This window comes from Sphingomonas sp. CFBP 13720, assembly GCF_014842075.1.
Classification (GTDB): Bacteria; Pseudomonadota; Alphaproteobacteria; order Sphingomonadales; family Sphingomonadaceae; genus Sphingomonas.
The window spans coordinates 52,995-69,836 of record NZ_JACYVA010000003.1; the positions used below are offsets into that span (position 1 = coordinate 52,995).

The window sequence follows — 16,842 nt, forward strand, 5'->3', positions numbered from 1 at the left end:
TGGTAGCAACCGCGAGGGCGGGGGCCTTTCGCGGAGACGTCGATGATTGTCTGTGGTTCGCCTGTTGCTGGTTCTTCGCCCACTGAAACGCACCTTCTCCTCTGCTTCTCGCACCTGCGCTGGAACTTCGTCTTCCAGCGGCCACAACATCTGATGACACGGTTCGCACAGCGTTGGCCGGTGGTGTTCTGGGAAGAACCGGAAGTCGACGGCGCTACCCTGCCCGATCTGCGCATCCGGCACGAAGGCGATGTACGGATCGTGACGCCGGTCCTGCCGGCCGGACTGGACGACGCTGCGACGCAGGCGGCGCTTCGTGCGCTGCTGGACGATTTCCTGAGCGGCGAAGCCCCGGTCGCGGTGCGCTGGTATTATACGCCGATGATGCTCGCATTCTCGCGTGGGGTGCAGGCGGCGGTCACCGTCTATGACTGTATGGATGAATTGTCCGCGTTCCGCTTCGCACCGCCGACGTTGCTCGATCTGGAAGCCGAACTGCTCGATCGCGCGGACCTCGTCTTCACCGGCGGGTACAGCCTGTTCGAGGCGAAGCGTGATCGCCACCCCGATGTGCGCCCGTTCCCGTCCAGCGTCGATGTCGCTCATTTCGCACGCGCGCGCAGCCGTACGCCCGGAGAGAAGGGGTCGGCACGGTTCGGCTTCTATGGTGTGATCGACGAGCGGATGGACCTCCAGCTGTTGGCGCAGCTTGCCGATGCGCGGCCCGACTGGACGATCGAGATCGTCGGTCCGGTGGTGAAGATCGATCCGGCCGACCTGCCCCGGCGCGCGAACCTTCATTACCCCGGCGCGCGAACCTATGACGAACTTCCGGCCACCGTCGCCGGCTGGGACGTGGCGCTGATGCCGTTCGCCATCAACGAAGCGACGCGGTTCATCAGCCCGACGAAGACGCCCGAATATCTCGCGGCCGGTCGCCCGGTGGTATCCACCCCCGTCACCGACGTCGTGCGGCATTATGGCGCGCTGGATGCCGTTGGTATCGCCGAGCGCGGCGACGCTTTCGTCGCAGCCTGCGATGCGGCGCTGGCCTTGGTACGGGACGATACCAACGACTGGCTGACGCAGGCCGACGCCCTGCTGGCCGGGATGTCGTGGGACGATACCGCCGCCCAAATGATCGCGGCGATCGACGGTGTCGCGGCGGGCGGGGTGCCCGACGACGGGCGTTACGATTACGTCATCGTCGGCGCGGGCTTTGCCGGCGCGGTCATGGCCGAACGGCTGGCCGCCGATGGCGACAAGCGCGTGCTCGTGCTCGACCGGCGACCGCATATCGGCGGCAATGCCTATGACGAACACGACGCGGCGGGAATCCTGATCCATCGCTATGGGCCGCACATCTTTCACACCAACTCTGCCGACGTGTTCGACTATCTGTCGCGCTTCACCGAATGGCGCCCCTATGAGCACCGCGTGCTTGCCGAGGTGCGGGGACAGCAGGTGCCGATCCCGATCAACCGCACCACGCTGAACCGCCTGTTCGATGCGGGCCTCGAAACCGATGCGGACACCGCCGACTTCCTGACGGCGCGTGCCGAGCCGGTCGCGACGGTCGCAACGTCGGAAGACGTGGTCGTATCGGCCGTCGGGCGCGAACTCTACGAACTGTTCTTCCGGGGCTATACCCGCAAGCAATGGGGACTGGACCCGTCCGAACTCGACAAGGCGGTGACCGCACGCGTCCCGACGCGGACGAATACGGACGACCGCTACTTCGCCGACCGGTTTCAGGCGATGCCGAGCGAGGGATATACCGCGATGTTCCGGCGGATGCTGGATCATCCCAACATCACCGTGCGCGTGGGCACCGACTTCGCCGACATCCGCGATACGCTGGACTATGGCCGGCTGATCTATACCGGACCGATCGACGAATATTTCGGCCACCGGTACGGCGCGCTGCCCTATCGATCGCTCCGCTTCGATCACCGGACGCTGGACACCGAACGGCATCAGCAGGTTGCCGTCGTGAACTATCCCGACGAAACGGTGCCGCACACCCGCATCACCGAATACAAGCATCTGACGGGACAGGTCGCACCGGTCACCAGCATCACCATCGAATATCCCGCCGCCGACGGCGACCCCTATTACCCGATCCCGCGCCCCGAAAATCAGGCGCTGTTCAAACGCTATGAAGCACTGGCGCTGGCGGAATCGGACGTGATCTTCGTCGGACGCCTCGCAACCTATCGCTATTACAACATGGACCAGGTGGTCGGGCAGGCGCTGGCGACGTATCGCCGGTTGCGCGAACAGGACAAGGTCGAGGTATCGCACGCGGCCGCCGCCGAATAGCGTCATGGCCGTCTTCGATGAAGGAACGCTTCGTGCGGCGGGCCGTGCCGATCCGTCGCGCCCGGCCGGCGGCGGAACGATGACGCCCGATCCCCGGTCGCCGCTCGAACTATGGGGCGGCGTCGAATGTACCGTGAACCGCGTCGGCGACCGGTATCGGGACCAGAGCGTGCTGAGCGGGCATCACGACCGGATCGGCGACCTCGATCTGTTCGCCGGCCTCGGGCTGAAGGCGTTGCGGTATCCCGTGCTGTGGGAACGCACCGCCGCGACACCCGATGCGCCGCCCGACTGGTCGTGGAGCGATGCCCGGCTGGCGCGATTGCAGGCCCTTGGCATTCGCCCGATCGTCGGGCTGGTCCATCATGGCAGCGGGCCGTCGCACACCCATCTGCTGGACGACGACTTCGCAGCCGGCCTCGGACGTTTCGCGGGACAGGTCGCCGCGCGCTATCCATGGGTGCAGGACTGGACGCCGGTCAACGAACCGGTGACGACCGCAAGGTTTTCCGCCTTATACGGTCACTGGTATCCGCACCGGCGCGACCTGCGATCCTTCTGGTTGGCGTTGCTCAACCAGGTCGATGCCACGCGTTTCGCGATGCGGGCGATCCGGCGGGTCAACCCCGCCGCCCGGCTGATCCAGACCGACGATCTGGGACGAACCTATTCCACCGATCCGCTGCGCGATCAGGCGGCGTTCGACAATCTGCGGCGCTGGGCGGGATGGGACCTGTTGTTCGGCCATGTCACCCCCGGCCATCCCCTGTTCGCGATGCTGGACGATCATGGCTTCGGCGACAGGATACGCGCGATCGCCGACGATCCGTGTCCGCCCGATATCGTCGGCGTCAATCATTACCTGACGAGCGACCGGTTCCTCGATCATCGGCTGGCGCATTATCCGACCGACCTGCACGGCGACAACGGGCATGTCCGCTATGCCGATACCGAAGCGATCCGCGTGCTCGATCCGCCGCCGGGTGGAATGCGGCAGGCGCTTTCGGAAGCATGGGACCGGTATGCGACGCCGATCGCCGCGACCGAAGTTCACAACGGATGCACGCGCGACGAACAGCTTCGCTGGGCGGCGGATGCATGGGATCTGTGTTGCGGGCTGAAGGCCGATGGCGTCGATGTCCGGGCGGTCACGGCGTGGTCGCTGCTGGGAAGCCACGGGTGGGACACGTTGCTGACCGGCAACGGTAGCTACGAAGTCGGCGTCTTCGACGTGCGGAACGGCATCCCGCAGCCCACCGCACTCGCCGCATTGTGGCGCGGACTGGCGCTGGGCGACGAACGGCATCCCGTCGCGCGGCAGTCGGGATGGTGGCGACGACCCGAACGGCTGCTCTACCCGGCGTACCGGACACATCCCGCCGCCGACGCGGGCGAGGTGATCCCGGACGGGGGGACGGCGCGACCGATCCGGCTATGGGGCGTCGATGCCGGGAGCCGCCGGACATTAGCCGACCTATGCGCACGGCGCGGCATCCATCTCGGCAGCGATGCCGTGACCGGAACGCCAACGAACGACGCGATGCCGTGGGCGGTCGTGCACCTCGAACGGGACGCGGGCAGCGCGGTAGAAACCGGCACAGCCGCGTTGACGTGGGCAGGCGGGGCCGGCGATGTACGGCATTTGCGGATCGTCGCGCCAGCCGGGGAGTGCCCGGACGTGTTCCGAACGGTGGCCGATGCCGCGCTGGATATTCTGATCGACGACCGCGCAGGACACTGGTCGATCCGCATTTGCCCGAAAACGAACGGAATCATCGTCAAAGCGATCGAACCGGCCCGACAGGACGACGAAGAACTGCCATTCCGGGTAGGCGCTGTCGCACAACCCGCGTAGTGATCGGGTGTCCGAAGCAGAAGGCATGACCATGGGCCGGCCCTGCACCTGCCCGGCAGATCGACGCGCACGGTACGGGGGCATGTCCGTATCGGGCCGACAGCGTCGACACCAGTCGTGACATACGAAGTTTCGTTCCGTATCAATCGGTTCGTCATGAGCTCGATCGATGCGGGCGGGGGATCGAAGGCATCTGCGATGCTCCCGCACTGCGACCCGAACCCTGTAAGGAATCGTTGGAATGCGACTTTGGCCGGCCGGCAAGGCAGCGTTGGCGTCGGCGCTGATCGGAATGGTCGCGCAACCGATCGTCGCCGCGCCGGTCATGACGGGCGGGGAACCGGGGATGCCCACCCCCGATACGGGCACCGTTCCGTATCGATGGACCAATGTGAAGGTCGGGGCCGGCGGCTATGCGCCGAACATCGTGTTCAGCACCGTCGAGCGCGACCTCGCGTATCTGCGCACCGACATGGGCGGTGCCTATCGCTGGGATGCCGCGCTGCGCCGATGGGTGCCGTTGCAGGACGACAATGCGTCGTCGAGCTATATGGGCATCGAGAGCATCGCCCCCGATCCGGTCGATCCCGATGTCGTATACATGGCGGCCGGCATGAATGCCGGACAGCCGGCGGCGATCCTGCGATCGGGCGATCGTGGCGCGACATGGCGGATCGTGCCGGTGCCGTTCGCCATGGGCGGGAACGAGCCGGGAAGAGGTCTGGGTGAACGGCTGACGGTCGATCCAAACGATCCGCGCCGGCTGTTCTTCGGCTCGCGGCACGACGGATTATGGCAAAGCGGCGATGCCGGGGCGACGTGGGCGAAGGTCGCCGCCTTCCCGCACGCGGGTCTGGGTCGCCCGGCGCGCGGGAAAAGCCATGGCGGCGTCGCCTTCGTCGCGATCGATCCGACCAGCGGCAGCGCTGGCAAGGCGTCGCGGCGGATATGGGCGGGGATCGCCGATCCCGGCGTTTCCGCACTCTACCGGTCCGAAGACGGCGGCGCGACATGGACGACGGTGGCGGCGCCCGAACTGTTCGCGGCAAAGGGCGCGATCGATGCGCGCGGGGTGCTGTGGGTCGGCTTTTCGAGCGGTATCGGTCCCAGCGACGCACGGACCGGCGCGGTGTGGCGCTATACCCCCGACGGCCGGGATCGCGACGTCACGCCGCCGTCATGGACGGCATCGGGTGCCGAAGGCGGATTTCTTGGCGTCGCCGCTGCGCGATCCATGCCCGGAACCGTCGCCGTGACCACGATCGATCGCTATCGCGCGGGCGATTCACTGTGGATCACCCGCGACGACGGTCGCACGTGGGACGATGTCGGACCGCGCAGCGCCCGCGACGTATCCGCCACGCCGTTCCTTGCCCATGAAGGCCGCGGGGCCGACTTCGGCCACTGGATATCCGGCCTTGCGATCGATCCGTTCGATCCGGCGCGGGTCGCGTACACGACCGGCGCGACCGTGTATGCGACGACGAAACTGGGTTCGACCGGCCCGGTTCGCTGGACCCCGTGGACCGCCGGTATCGAACAGACCGCGATCATCACGCTGGTTTCCCCGACGAACGGCGCGCCGCTGGTATCGGGTTTCGGCGATCTGGCGGGTTTCGTCCACGACGATCTCGACACGTCGCCGCCGCCGAGCTTCGTCGATCCCTATCTGTCGAACACCAACACGCTGGACTATGCGGGCAAAGCGCCGAACGTGATCGTGCGCAGCGGCAGCATCTATGCCGAACGCTCCAGGGACGCGACGCTGGGCCTGTCGGGGGATGGCGGCCGAAGCTGGACGCCGTTGCGGGTGCCGCCGGTCGGCACGCCGCCGGTTCGGGACGATCTGATCGGTGAAGCCGCCGTCACGGTGTCCGCCGATGGCAAGACCGTGGTGGCGTCGACCATCGTCCCGCAAGTCACGCGGGATCATGGCGCGACGTGGCGCGCGGTGCAGGGTCTGCCCGGACGCGTCCGCGCGGTGGCGGACAAGGTCGATCCGCGCACCTTCTATGCCGTCGACGTCGCGAACGGTCGCCTGCTCGTCTCGCGGGACGCCGCCGCCAGCTTCGCGCCCGTCGCGGGCACCGGCCTGCCGACCGACCTGAAGCCCGCCGGACGACAGGGACGGGAAGCCCAGAGCGCGCTGCTGGCCGCGCCCGACCGCGCCGGCGAACTATGGCTACAGGCGGGAAGCGACCTGTTCCACAGCACGGATCGCGGCCGGTCGTTCGTCCGGGTCAACGGTGGACTGACGGTCGAACTGTTCGGCCTTGGCAAGGGCGCGCTGTTCGCGGTGGGGACGTTGGGCGGAACGCGCGGGATCTGGCGATCGGTCGACGGGGGGCGCGGATGGGCGCGGATCGATGATGATGCGCATCGCTGGGGCGGGCGCTATCGCGTTATTTCGGGCGATCCCCGCCGTGCCGGTCGCGTGTATCTGGGGACGGACGGCCGGGGGCTGTTCTACGGCGACCCGCGATAGCCGGACCGATGATGCGGCCATCGGCGGCCGTAAGTCACGCCATCGAAAGAAAAATCGATGGAACGGTTCGCCGGGGCGGATCGTCGGGCACGGTACAGCAAGCCGAGCCGATGCGGTGCCGCCGTGGATGGCTCCCGACCAACAAGGACCCGACCATGAGCAATGGGGAAACCTCCCGCCGCAGCATCCTCGGCGGCGCCGCCATCGGCCTTGCGGCAGCGGCCGCGCCGGGCGCCGCGCTCGCGCAGTCTGCGCCCGCCGCCGGTACGGGCGCCGCCCCCGGCCTGCGCGATCCACGCACCAAATACACGCGCACCCCCTTCCCCGAACAGCGCCAGCCATGGCCCGCGCTCGCCAGCAAGATGACGCCGCGACCCGATCATGGCGAAACCAGCTATCGCGGTGCCGAAAAGCTGGTCGGCCGCAAGGCGCTGCTGACCGGCGGCGACAGCGGAATCGGTCGCGCCGCCGCCATCGCCTTCGCCCGCGAGGGGGCGGACGTGGCGATCAACTATCACCCGAGCGAAGAACCGGACGCGCGCGAGGTCGCCGACCTGATCCGGCAGGCGGGACGCAAGGCGGTGCTGTTGCCCGCCGATATCCGTACCCAGAAGGCTTGCGAGGATACCGTCCGCAAGGCGATCGCGCAACTCGGCGGCCTCGATATCCTCGTCAACAACGCGGCGTACCAGCAGTCGAAGGCGGATATCATGGAGATCACCGACGAACAGTTCGTCCGTACCTACGAAACCAACGTCTTCCACGTGTTCCGTTTTTGCAAGGCGGCGATCCCGTCGATGCCGCCCGGCTCGGTCATCCTCAACACCATCTCGCAAAACTCCTATGATCCGTCCGACGACCTGATCGACTATGCATCGACCAAGGCGGCGATCCAGAACCTGACGCGCGGCATGGCGAAGCAGCTTGCCAAGAAGGGCATTCGCGTCAACGCGGTCTCGCCCGGACCGATCTGGACGCCGCTTCAGGTCGCGGGCGGTCAGTTGCCGGGCAAGATGCACGAATTCGGACAGGATACCCCACTTGGCCGCGCCGGACAGCCGGCCGAACTCGCCTCGCTGTTCGTGATGCTGGCTTCGGACGAGGCCAGCTATTCGACGGGGACGGCGGTCGGCGCGCATGGGGGGAATGGATTCCCCTGACCGTCCGGTCGCACACGTCGCGGGCGGTCATACGGGTCGGATGCCCCTGCCCCGCCGCCGCCAGTGCAGGATGCCGGTCACGAACAGCAGCGTGGGCACGAAGCCGGTCAGCACCGCAAGTATGCGCGTCGCCATCCCGCCGACGGTGCCGTCGTGCAACGTGCGTATCCAGCTTGCGATGGCGGTTCCGACACCGGCGCGCCGGACGTTGTGTACCGCCAGCACCCGGCCCGAAGACCGGTCGACGAACACATAGCTGCCGGGAAAGCGCGGGTGCGGGTCGCCCGCCACCCGCACCCGGACCCGGATCGCGCCGTCGCAGCGTTCCGGCACGTCGACGAACACGACGTGACCGTCGGGCAACGCCCGCTGCGCCACCGCCAGCGCCCGGACGATCGTGATCTGCCGTCCGCCGCACGCAAGCGATCGCGGGGCCGGTATCGCCGCAGGCGACAACAGCGCCTGCGTGACCGTCGGCAGCGCGAGCAGCACGCCGCTCGCCACCAGCACCAGTAACAGCGCGACGCTCCACAGGCCGGACAGCTTGTGCAGATCATGCAGGCGGCGGATCGACGAGGCGTCGCGCTTGAAGGCCAGCGCCTTGCGCCAGCTCCCGCGCGGCCACCACGCGACGACCCCGCTGAACAGCAGCAACAGCATCGCCACGCCCGACCACCCGACCAGCTGGTTGCCGATGTCGCCCGCCAGCAATTGCATGTGAAGCTGGTAGATCCAGCTCATCAGATAGCCGCCCCATGGCTCGGCGCGAACGATGCGCGTCCCATCGGCCGAGAACCAGATCATCGTTCGATCCGCGTGGTGGCCGGGGGCCGGATAATAGCGGGCGGGAATGGCACCGCCCTTCCCCGTCACCTCGAACGTCCATTTGCCCTGTGGATCGTGCCACTGCGCCCGTCCGGTCGCCAGCGCACGATCCCACACCGGCGAGTCCATCGTCGGAGCCGGACTTTCCTGTCCTGCCCGGATAGCGGGGTGCAGCGCGGCGTCGATGCCGGTGTAGAATATCAGCGCCGACCCGGTGAGGCCGAGCAGCGCGAACAGCAGCCCCACGCTCAACCCCAGCCACAAATGAACCCGGCGCACGAGGATGCGGATGCGCGATCCCGCCGATCGGCCATGCCCCGTCATGGTCAGAACCGCGTCGCCAGCGCGACCTCGAACGATCGCGGCGCGCCGATATAGACGTTGGTGGCCGGATAGCCGGAATATTCGCCATAGAAGGCGTCGGTCAGGTTGCGTCCGCGCAGCGTCAGCGTCGCTTGTGTGGCGACGGGGAACGACAGGCTGGCATCCAGCACGGTATGACCGGCCACCCGGATCGTGTTGGCGGTATCGGTATGGAACGCGCCGGCATGCCGCACGAATCCGCCCAACGTGACCGTGCCGGCGACCGTATAGAGCATCGCGGCGTTCAGCGTGGTCGCGGGGACGTTGACGGGCCGGTTGCCGCTCCGGTCGACCCGCACGCCCCCGATCAGTTCGGACAGTTCGTCATAGCGCGCATCGGTCCAAGAAACGCCGCCCGACAGCCGCAGCGCCGGGACGGGCGCGACGGCCCCGGACAGTTCGACACCCTGCGACGATTGCCGACCGCCCTGTACCGCCAATGCGGGATCGACCGGGTCGCGTGTCAGGATATCGCGCTGTTCAATGCGATAGACCGCGCCGGTGACGCTGGCCCGTCCGCCCCATCCGTCCGCCTTGAACCCGGCTTCATAGGCGACGCCGGTGGTAAGCCGGAAGCGGCTGTTGGCGATCGAGGCCAGCAGGATCGAGGACACCGGCGACACTGCGGTCGTATATTGCGCGTACAGCGTCAGGCCCGGCGTCACGTTCACGGTCGTCCCCGCCCGCCACGATATCGGATCGAAGGTCGGGCGGTTGCGATCGACCGCGCCGGTCGCGTTCTGGATCGTCGTCCGGTCCAGCGCCATATGGTCCCAGCGCACGCCACCGACCAGCAACCACCCTGGCGTCAGGTTCAGCGCATCCTCCGCGAACACCGACGTCTGCCGCAACACGGAATCGAACGTGACGTTGCCCGCGGTGAAGATCGCCGTTCCCATCGGCAAAGGCAGGATGGCCGGGTTGCGGACATCCACCGTCGCAAGCGCGGAGACGGGTGCCGTCCGGCGCAGGCTGACGAAATCGGTGTCGTTATGCTCGATGCCGACGCTGAAGCGATTGCGCATTCCGGCGATGCGGCCGTCATTGCCGATCCCGGCGCGTGCGTTCCAGAATTGGTGATCGTGGCGGAAGTCCTGATAGGTCTGCCGAAAGCCGCCACCGGGAAATGCTGCATCGGGCGCGACGAAGCTCTGATTGTCCGCCAGCAGGAAGGCACGATCGGCGGTGTAGCCGGTCAGGTCGAGCGCAAACGTCCATCCGCCGCCGATCGTCCAGTCGAACCGCGAACGCACCGTCGTTTCGTCCGCGCCGGAATAGGCGCCCTTCGGATTATAGTTGCGCCGACGCAGCGCGCGATCGGCGACCAGACCGTTCGCGCTCGTCACCGCATCGGTCGGGCGCAACGCATACTGGCCGAGGATCAGCGGCAGGCCCTGATAGGTCGTGTCGTAGCGATCCTCGAAATGATCCACCGCGATCAACAACGACACCCGCTCGCTCGGCCGCCACAGCGCGCTTGCGGTCAATCCGGCGGAAAAGGTGTCGTTGTCGTCCACGTCGTACAGGCTGTCCGACCGCTGGTAGCTGGCATCCGCGCGCACCGCGATCGTGGACGACACCGGCAGGTTGACCCCGCCCGCCGCGAACAGCGTGGCGAAGCTTCCGATCGACAACAGGCTGTCGACATGGCGTTCGCCGATGACGGGCCGGCGCGTCACCTTGTTGATGACGCCGGCCAGCGCGCCTTCGCCGTACAGGACGGAGGCCGGTCCCTTCAGCACCTCGACCCGGTCATAATGCCAGTTGCTGCCGTCCCGCTGGACGACGGTCGATGCCGATACGCGGACGCCGTCCTGAAGGATCGATACGGTGTTGCCCGCAAAGCCGCGCAGGCTGACGACCGCCGGGTTGCCCGGCACGTTGCCGGCGATGGCTCCGACGACGCCGTTGAACGTCTCGCGCGCGGTGCGCAGGCCGCGTAGCTGCAGATCGTCCTGCGTCAGCACTTCGACGCTTGCCGGCGTCTCGCGGATCGACAGGGCCAACCGACTGGCTGCCTGTGCCTGATCGTCCAGTTTCAGGGGATCGCGTCGGCCGGTGACGACGATCGTCGCATCGGTGCGGTCGCGGGTGCCGTCGGCGTCGCGCGTCTGTGCGCCGACCGGGGCGGCCGACAGCAGGCACGGCATGGCGACGCCTGCCAAAAATAGTGTTCGGAACATGGGAATACCTTCGACCGGCCCGACGCCGATGGCGCGTGCCGCAGTGCATGGCCGCGTCCGCCGGAGCGACGCAGGAGGACAGGTCAAAGCTGGGCCGGTGGTCCGCGCAGGGGAGGACGGAGATAGGCTGGCGCCAACGGGGCCGGCAGGACGACGGCGATCAGGCCCAGCGCCAGAATGAAGGCGACCAACGCGACGAACTGGACGGGATCGATCGCGCCCAACGACGCGGCCGACAATATCGTGAAGGCGCAGGGCGACGGCGCCGTGTCGTGATCCTTCGATCCGTCGTGGCCCGCCATGTCACCGTGCATTCCCGGCATCGCCATGGTCGTCGTGACCGGAGCCGCCCCCGGACAGAGGGTGATGGAAACGCCGCCGGACGTGCTGGCGATCATATAGCCGGTCGGCACCATCAGCTTCAGCAGCAGCGTCGCCGCGCAGATCAGCACGGCCAGATGGCGTTGCGCCAGAAGATGCCGGATCGCCTGCACGACCGCCGACTATCGCCGGTGGCGGACAGTGTCACTTGGACATTCCGTCCCGGCGGAAAAAAGTCGTTTTCGGTCAAAAGCGTAGGCGCGCGTGGCGGATGGACGAACCTGCCGCGCTGACGGAGCTACTGATCGACGGGCACGGTGCCGATGTACCGCACTATGCCTGCGATCTGCGCGTCCAGTCCTCCGCGAGTTTCGCAAGGTCGACGACGTGTGACTGTTCTTGGCGGTGCGGGCCACGACGTGATCCTGTCCGGTCGACAGAGGACAGTCAGCACGTCGTCGCCAACCGCGCCGTCCTTTCGCCGCCAGACGGGATCACCGCCCCGAACGCTTCCGCGATGCGACGTGTCGCCTCACGACCGCGCGTGGCGTCCATCCCATGGACTTTGAACGAGAAACGCCGCTAGCGTGACCGCGCGTCCATCGACCCGGCAACAGCACCGTCGGCGGCGAGGATGCCAACCGTGAGGACAGGGGTCAGGATGAGATTTCGTATTGCCCGATTTGCCGGATGCGCCGTGGCCCTTCCGCTCCTGCTGGGCGCGGCCGGACCGGGACCGGGGGAAAGGCGCATCGAAGTGGACGTTGCGACCGCCGTCACGCCGGTCGATCGCTTCTACGATCTGTCGATCGGATCGGACTTTCCCGGGACGCTGATCCGCGACGACAGTCAGGCGCAGCTCGGTACGGCGGTGAACGAACTCGGCTTTCGCTACATTCGCTTCCACGACATCTTCCACGACGTGCTGGGCACCGTCCGGGTGGTGGACGGGCGGACGACCTATGACTGGCGCGGGATCGACCGGCTGTACGACGCGATGCTGGCAAAGGGTATCCGGCCGTTCGTGGAGCTGGGCTTCACGCCCGGCGCGCTGAAGACGTCCGAACAGACGATCTTCTACTGGAAGGGCAACACATCGCATCCGCGCTTCGACGGGTGGCGCGATCTGATCGACGCATTCGTCCGGCACTGCCGCGATCGATATGGTGCCGCCGAAGTGCGCCAATGGTATTTCGAGGTCTGGAACGAGCCCAATCTGAAGGACTTCTGGGAAGGCGCGGACCAGAAAGCCTATTTCGATCTCTACGACGCGTCCGCCAGGACGATCAAGGCGATCGACCCCGCGCTGCGGGTCGGCGGACCGGCGACGGCGGGTGCCGACTGGGTTCCGGCGTTCCTCGATCACGCCGCCCGCAATCGGGTGCCGGTCGATTTCGTCACCACGCATACCTACGGCGTAGACGGCGGATTCCTCGACGAGGATGGCAAGCAGGACACGAAGCTCTCGCCGTCCCCCGATGCGATCGTCGGCGACGTGCGCAAGGTGCGCGCGCAGATAAAGGCATCGCCCTTTCCCGACCTGCCGCTCTTTTTCACCGAATGGAGCACCAGCTACACCCCACGCGACTTCGTCCACGACAGCTATATCAGCGCCCCATACATCCTCTCAAAACTAAAACGCAGCGAGGGAATGCTTCAGGGCATGAGCTACTGGACCTATTCCGACCTGTTCGAGGAACCGGGGCCACCCCCGACGCCGTTCCACGGCGGTTTTGGGCTGATGAACCGCGAAGGCATCCGCAAGCCCGCATGGTTTGCCTATAAGTATCTGCATGCATTGCGCGGCAAACGCGTACCTACCGCAGACGATAACGCGATGGTTAGTGTCGATGGCGGCTACGCTGCGGCGCTGGTGTGGGACTGGCATCAACCGGTTCAGTCGGTCAGCAACAAGCCGTTCTATACGCGGCTCGTGCCGGCGACGGTCAGTGCGCCCGTCAGCTTGTCGTTCGCCCGTGTCGCACCGGGTCGCTATCGCATCCGGGTGTATCGCACTGGTTTCCGCCGCAATGATCCGCTGTCCGCCTATATCGACATGAAGCTGCCCGCGCAGCTCGACGCCGGTCAGCTTGCCCGTATGCGCACGCTGACCGCCGATGCGGCCGAGGTCGACCGGGTCGCACGTGTCGGTGCGGACGGCCGGCTGTCGGTACGCGTGGCGATGAAGACCAACGACGTCGCACTGGTCACGCTGGAGCCGGTGATCGCGGCGAAGCGGTAACCCCTCAAAACCGCGGCCTGCTTCCGCATATTATGCGGGCAGGCCACGGCAGTCCGGCAACGTCGCCGCGACCCTCGGCAATCAGTCCGCTGCGTTCGACGTAAAACGTTCCGCCACCACGGCGGTGATGACCGTTTGCAGGACGTGGATCGCCCAACGCTCGGTTGCCTTGCGCGGCCCGGCTTCGATCTCGCCTTCGGTGATGCCGAGGACCGGCGCGATGCCGGCGATGTTCACGGCATACAGGGCAGTGCCGTACAGCACGCCGGCCATGGCGGGGGACAGCGACGGAACCGCCTGCCGGATCACGGGTAGAACCGCGCCGAACACCGCCGAAGCCCCGAGATGGTTGGCGAACTCCACGACGCTGGTGCCTGCATCCCCGATGACCTTGCGCGACCCGGTAAGATCGTCGATCCAGTCGACGGCATCGCGGTCCAAGGTCTTGGTCCGCAGGCCGGTCTTGCGACCCGCCACCATCACCGCCGTCGTGACCAATCCGGCCACCAGTCCGCCCGCGATCGCTGCCTGATACGGTTTCATTTTCATCTGATGCTCCCGAGGATCGGGCGTCAACGACCGCACCGCGCCGAAATGTCCCGAACCGTGCAAAAGTCGAACTGGAATGCGATCGGGAGCGCCGAGCGCGCGGATATTACTACTGCGGCTGGACGCAGGTCGCGGAAATGGACGCACCGCCCGGAGCGTGAAAGCCGCGACGCAGCGGCGATCTTCCGCCCCGCACCACGGGCGGTTCACGGCAGCTTCGCGTCAGCTTGCCGCGCTATCACCGAGCAACGGCCTGCCCGTGGATCGGAGAAGTAATGCTGTTTCCCACGATGCTGATCGCGTTCGCCGTTGCGGGTCCGCAGGCGGCGGCGGTCGAGCCGATCACCCTCGACTCCCAGATGCGTCCGATGATCGCGGTGAGCATCGACGGCAATCCACCCGTCGACATGCTGATGGACACCGCTGCGCAGTCGAGCGTGCTGACCACAGCGCTTGCCGAGACGATGGGATTGCCGCCGACCGATGAGCCGGTCACCGTCAACGGGGTGGCGGGCAGCATGACGGCGCGCGCGCATGGCGTCCGGCGGATGTCGAGCGCGCTGTTCGACGTGCGCGATACCGCGGTCGTCGCGCTGCCGCGAATTGGCGTCACGCGGGCGCGCGGGATATTGGGCATCGACCTGTTCGCCGGGCGCAAGCTGGTGTTCGACCTGACCGGGCGGCGGCTGTCGGTCGACGCATCGGGACCGGCCGCCGCCGATCATGTCGCGCTCCGGGGAAGCATCGATGCCAAGGGATTGCTGCACGTGCCCGTCGCGATCGATGGCGTGGTCATCGACGCGCTGGTCGATACCGGGGCGGAAGGCAGCGTGGCCAACGGCGCGGTGCTGCGCGCGCTGGGATGGCGCGACGACGACCCGCGACTGAAGGCGAACGGCACGATCACCGGCGCGACGATCGGCGGCACGATCGTGCGACGCGGCACGGTCGGCCGGGTCGCGCTGGGACCGGTCGGCTTTCGCGGCGTGCCGCTGACCTTCACGGGGTCGACCGACGGCGCGCCTCGCCTGATCCTCGGGATGGACATGCTCGGGCTGTTGCAGCGTTTCGCGCTCGACCTGCCGCGTGCCGAATTGCAGCTTTACATTCCGCCCGCCGCTACGCCGCCGGCGCCTCCCCCTCCGGCACGAACCGGATCGTGAAGCAGGTGCCGGGCGGCGTGGTATCGACGTCGATCGTCGCATGATGCGCGTCGGCGATCGCCCGGACGATCGCCAGCCCCAGCCCGTGCCCCTTGTGCCGATCGGACAGCCGCACGAACGGTTCGAAGATTTCGGATACCCGGTCCGGCGCGATGCCCGGTCCTTCGTCGCGGACGCGCAACTCGCCCGCATTCGACACCGATACGGTGACAGTTCCCCCCGGCGGCGTGACGGCGATGGCATTGCCGATCAGATTGGCGGCGGCGGTTTCGATCAGGGTGGCGTCGCCTAGTACGACCGCGCCGGTCGCGCCGCGCAGCCGCAACGTCACGCCCTGTCCCATCGCCACCGGGTCCAGCGCATCGATCGCGGCGCGGCAGGTCGCGAACAGCCGCGTCGGGACCAGCACCGGCGGACGCTCGCCGATGCGGGTCAGCGTGAGCAGATCGTTGACCAGCCGTGACAGCCGCCGGACGTCGCCGATCAGCTTCGTCCGGTCCTCGCTCTCGTCCAGCATTTCCAGCCGGGTGCGCAGGATCGTCAACGGCGTGCGCATTTCGTGCGCCGCTGCCGACAGGAAGAAACGGCGGCGGCGTTCCCCGGCGGCGCTGTCGGCGATCACCCGGTTGATCGCACGGATCAGCGGCGACAATTCGGTCGGCAATCCGTGTTCGGAAAGCTCGCGTGCGCGTTCGTCGTCGTCGACCCGCCCGGCAAGCCGTGCGATCCGACGGATGCGCACGCTATGGCACAGCAGGATGCCGATGCAGATCGCGAACACCCCCATGGCCGGAAACACGAACCCGCGGGCGTGTCCCCATGCCCGGGCGGCATAGACCCGCACCGCGCCGGGCCGGGCGATGTCGATCGGCGTCGCGATCCCGCGTACCTCGTAATAGCGCGGCGTGCCGCAATCGTGGAAACCGACATGGTCGATCCCGGCGGATTGGCGGAAGGATCGTTCCCACTCAGCGCACATTCCTGACGCGCCGGCCGAACGCCGCGCGGCGATCATTCCCGCGACCCCGGTTCCGGTCAGGTAGCGCGGCGCGGACGTGCCGACCCGGACATCGCCATGCAGCGCGAAATAGCGGAAACCGGGATTACGCTCCTGCACCTGCTGCATCACCGGATCGCGTTCGATCCGGGCCGACAGGGCGGCAGCGTCCCCGCCCCGCGCCACCGCGTCCGCCATCGTCGCTCGGACCGCCGACAGTGTGGATGCATGCGGATCGATCCGGTCGAGCCGGGGCATGTCGAGCAGCGGCCGGACCGCGAGCAGATAGACCCCGCCGCCGACGAACAGCGCCGACAGCAGGATCATCTGTCCCAGCATCGACCGGCCAAAGCGCAGGAGCCATGCCATCGTCCTAT

General features: G+C 67.2%; 11 protein-coding genes. 6 read left to right on the plus strand and 5 right to left on the minus strand.

Going from position 1 to position 16,842, the window contains the following annotated elements; translation table 11 throughout:
• Nucleotides 1–153: 153 nt before the first annotated feature.
• From glf to IFT55_RS07955, 4 genes are all read left to right on the plus strand, one after another.
• Nucleotides 154–2,322: a UDP-galactopyranose mutase gene (gene glf, locus IFT55_RS07940; protein ID WP_192090868.1), complete on the plus strand. Its 2,169-nt coding sequence runs from the start codon at nt 154–156 to the stop codon at nt 2,320–2,322.
• A 4-nt stretch (nt 2,323–2,326) separates the two neighbouring features.
• Nucleotides 2,327–4,177 (plus strand): family 1 glycosylhydrolase, encoded by a 1,851-nt coding sequence (locus IFT55_RS07945; protein ID WP_249403698.1) that lies wholly within the window; start codon nt 2,327–2,329, stop codon nt 4,175–4,177.
• A 241-nt stretch (nt 4,178–4,418) separates the two neighbouring features.
• Entirely contained in the window at nt 4,419–6,662 is a 2,244-nt protein-coding gene (locus IFT55_RS07950; protein ID WP_249403699.1) for a WD40/YVTN/BNR-like repeat-containing protein, read from the plus strand.
• Nucleotides 6,663–6,817: 155 nt separating this feature from the next.
• Nucleotides 6,818–7,822: an SDR family oxidoreductase gene (locus tag IFT55_RS07955; RefSeq protein ID WP_249403700.1), complete on the plus strand. Its 1,005-nt coding sequence runs from the start codon at nt 6,818–6,820 to the stop codon at nt 7,820–7,822.
• A 27-nt stretch (nt 7,823–7,849) separates the two neighbouring features.
• Here IFT55_RS07955 and IFT55_RS07960 read toward each other — a convergent pair whose 3' ends face one another.
• The 3 genes from IFT55_RS07960 to IFT55_RS07970 all read right to left on the minus strand — a co-directional run bounded on the left by IFT55_RS07960 (nt 7,850) and on the right by IFT55_RS07970 (nt 11,687).
• Entirely contained in the window at nt 7,850–8,971 is a 1,122-nt protein-coding gene (locus tag IFT55_RS07960; RefSeq protein ID WP_192090870.1) for a PepSY-associated TM helix domain-containing protein, read from the minus strand.
• 2 nt (nt 8,972–8,973) lie between these two features.
• Nucleotides 8,974–11,193 carry a TonB-dependent receptor gene (locus tag IFT55_RS07965; RefSeq protein ID WP_249403701.1) on the minus strand — a complete coding sequence of 740 codons (2,220 nt, stop codon included), beginning with the start codon at nt 11,191–11,193 and terminating at the stop codon, nt 8,974–8,976.
• Between the two features lie 83 nt (nt 11,194–11,276).
• Entirely contained in the window at nt 11,277–11,687 is a 411-nt protein-coding gene (locus IFT55_RS07970) for a DUF2946 family protein (RefSeq protein WP_192090872.1), read from the minus strand.
• A 524-nt stretch (nt 11,688–12,211) separates the two neighbouring features.
• Here IFT55_RS07970 and IFT55_RS07975 point away from each other — a divergent pair.
• Nucleotides 12,212–13,756: a GH39 family glycosyl hydrolase gene (locus tag IFT55_RS07975; protein ID WP_446740710.1), complete on the plus strand. Its 1,545-nt coding sequence runs from the start codon at nt 12,212–12,214 to the stop codon at nt 13,754–13,756.
• Between the two features lie 81 nt (nt 13,757–13,837).
• On the opposite strand, the gene IFT55_RS07980 is transcribed toward IFT55_RS07975, so the two are convergent.
• Nucleotides 13,838–14,305, minus strand: a complete 468-nt coding sequence (locus tag IFT55_RS07980) for a hypothetical protein (RefSeq protein ID WP_249403702.1) — start codon at nt 14,303–14,305, stop codon at nt 13,838–13,840.
• Nucleotides 14,306–14,580: 275 nt separating this feature from the next.
• On the opposite strand from IFT55_RS07980, the gene IFT55_RS07985 reads away from it, so the two are divergent.
• The gene (locus IFT55_RS07985) at nt 14,581–15,468 is read left to right on the plus strand and encodes an aspartyl protease family protein (protein WP_192090876.1); all 888 of its coding nucleotides are present in this window, start codon (nt 14,581–14,583) and stop codon (nt 15,466–15,468) included.
• Here IFT55_RS07985 and IFT55_RS07990 read toward each other — a convergent pair.
• Nucleotides 15,425–16,834: a sensor histidine kinase gene (locus IFT55_RS07990; protein ID WP_192090878.1), complete on the minus strand. Its 1,410-nt coding sequence runs from the start codon at nt 16,832–16,834 to the stop codon at nt 15,425–15,427. The two genes, IFT55_RS07985 and IFT55_RS07990, sit on opposite strands and share 44 nt — an antisense overlap.
• Between the last annotated feature and the right edge of the window lie 8 nt (nt 16,835–16,842).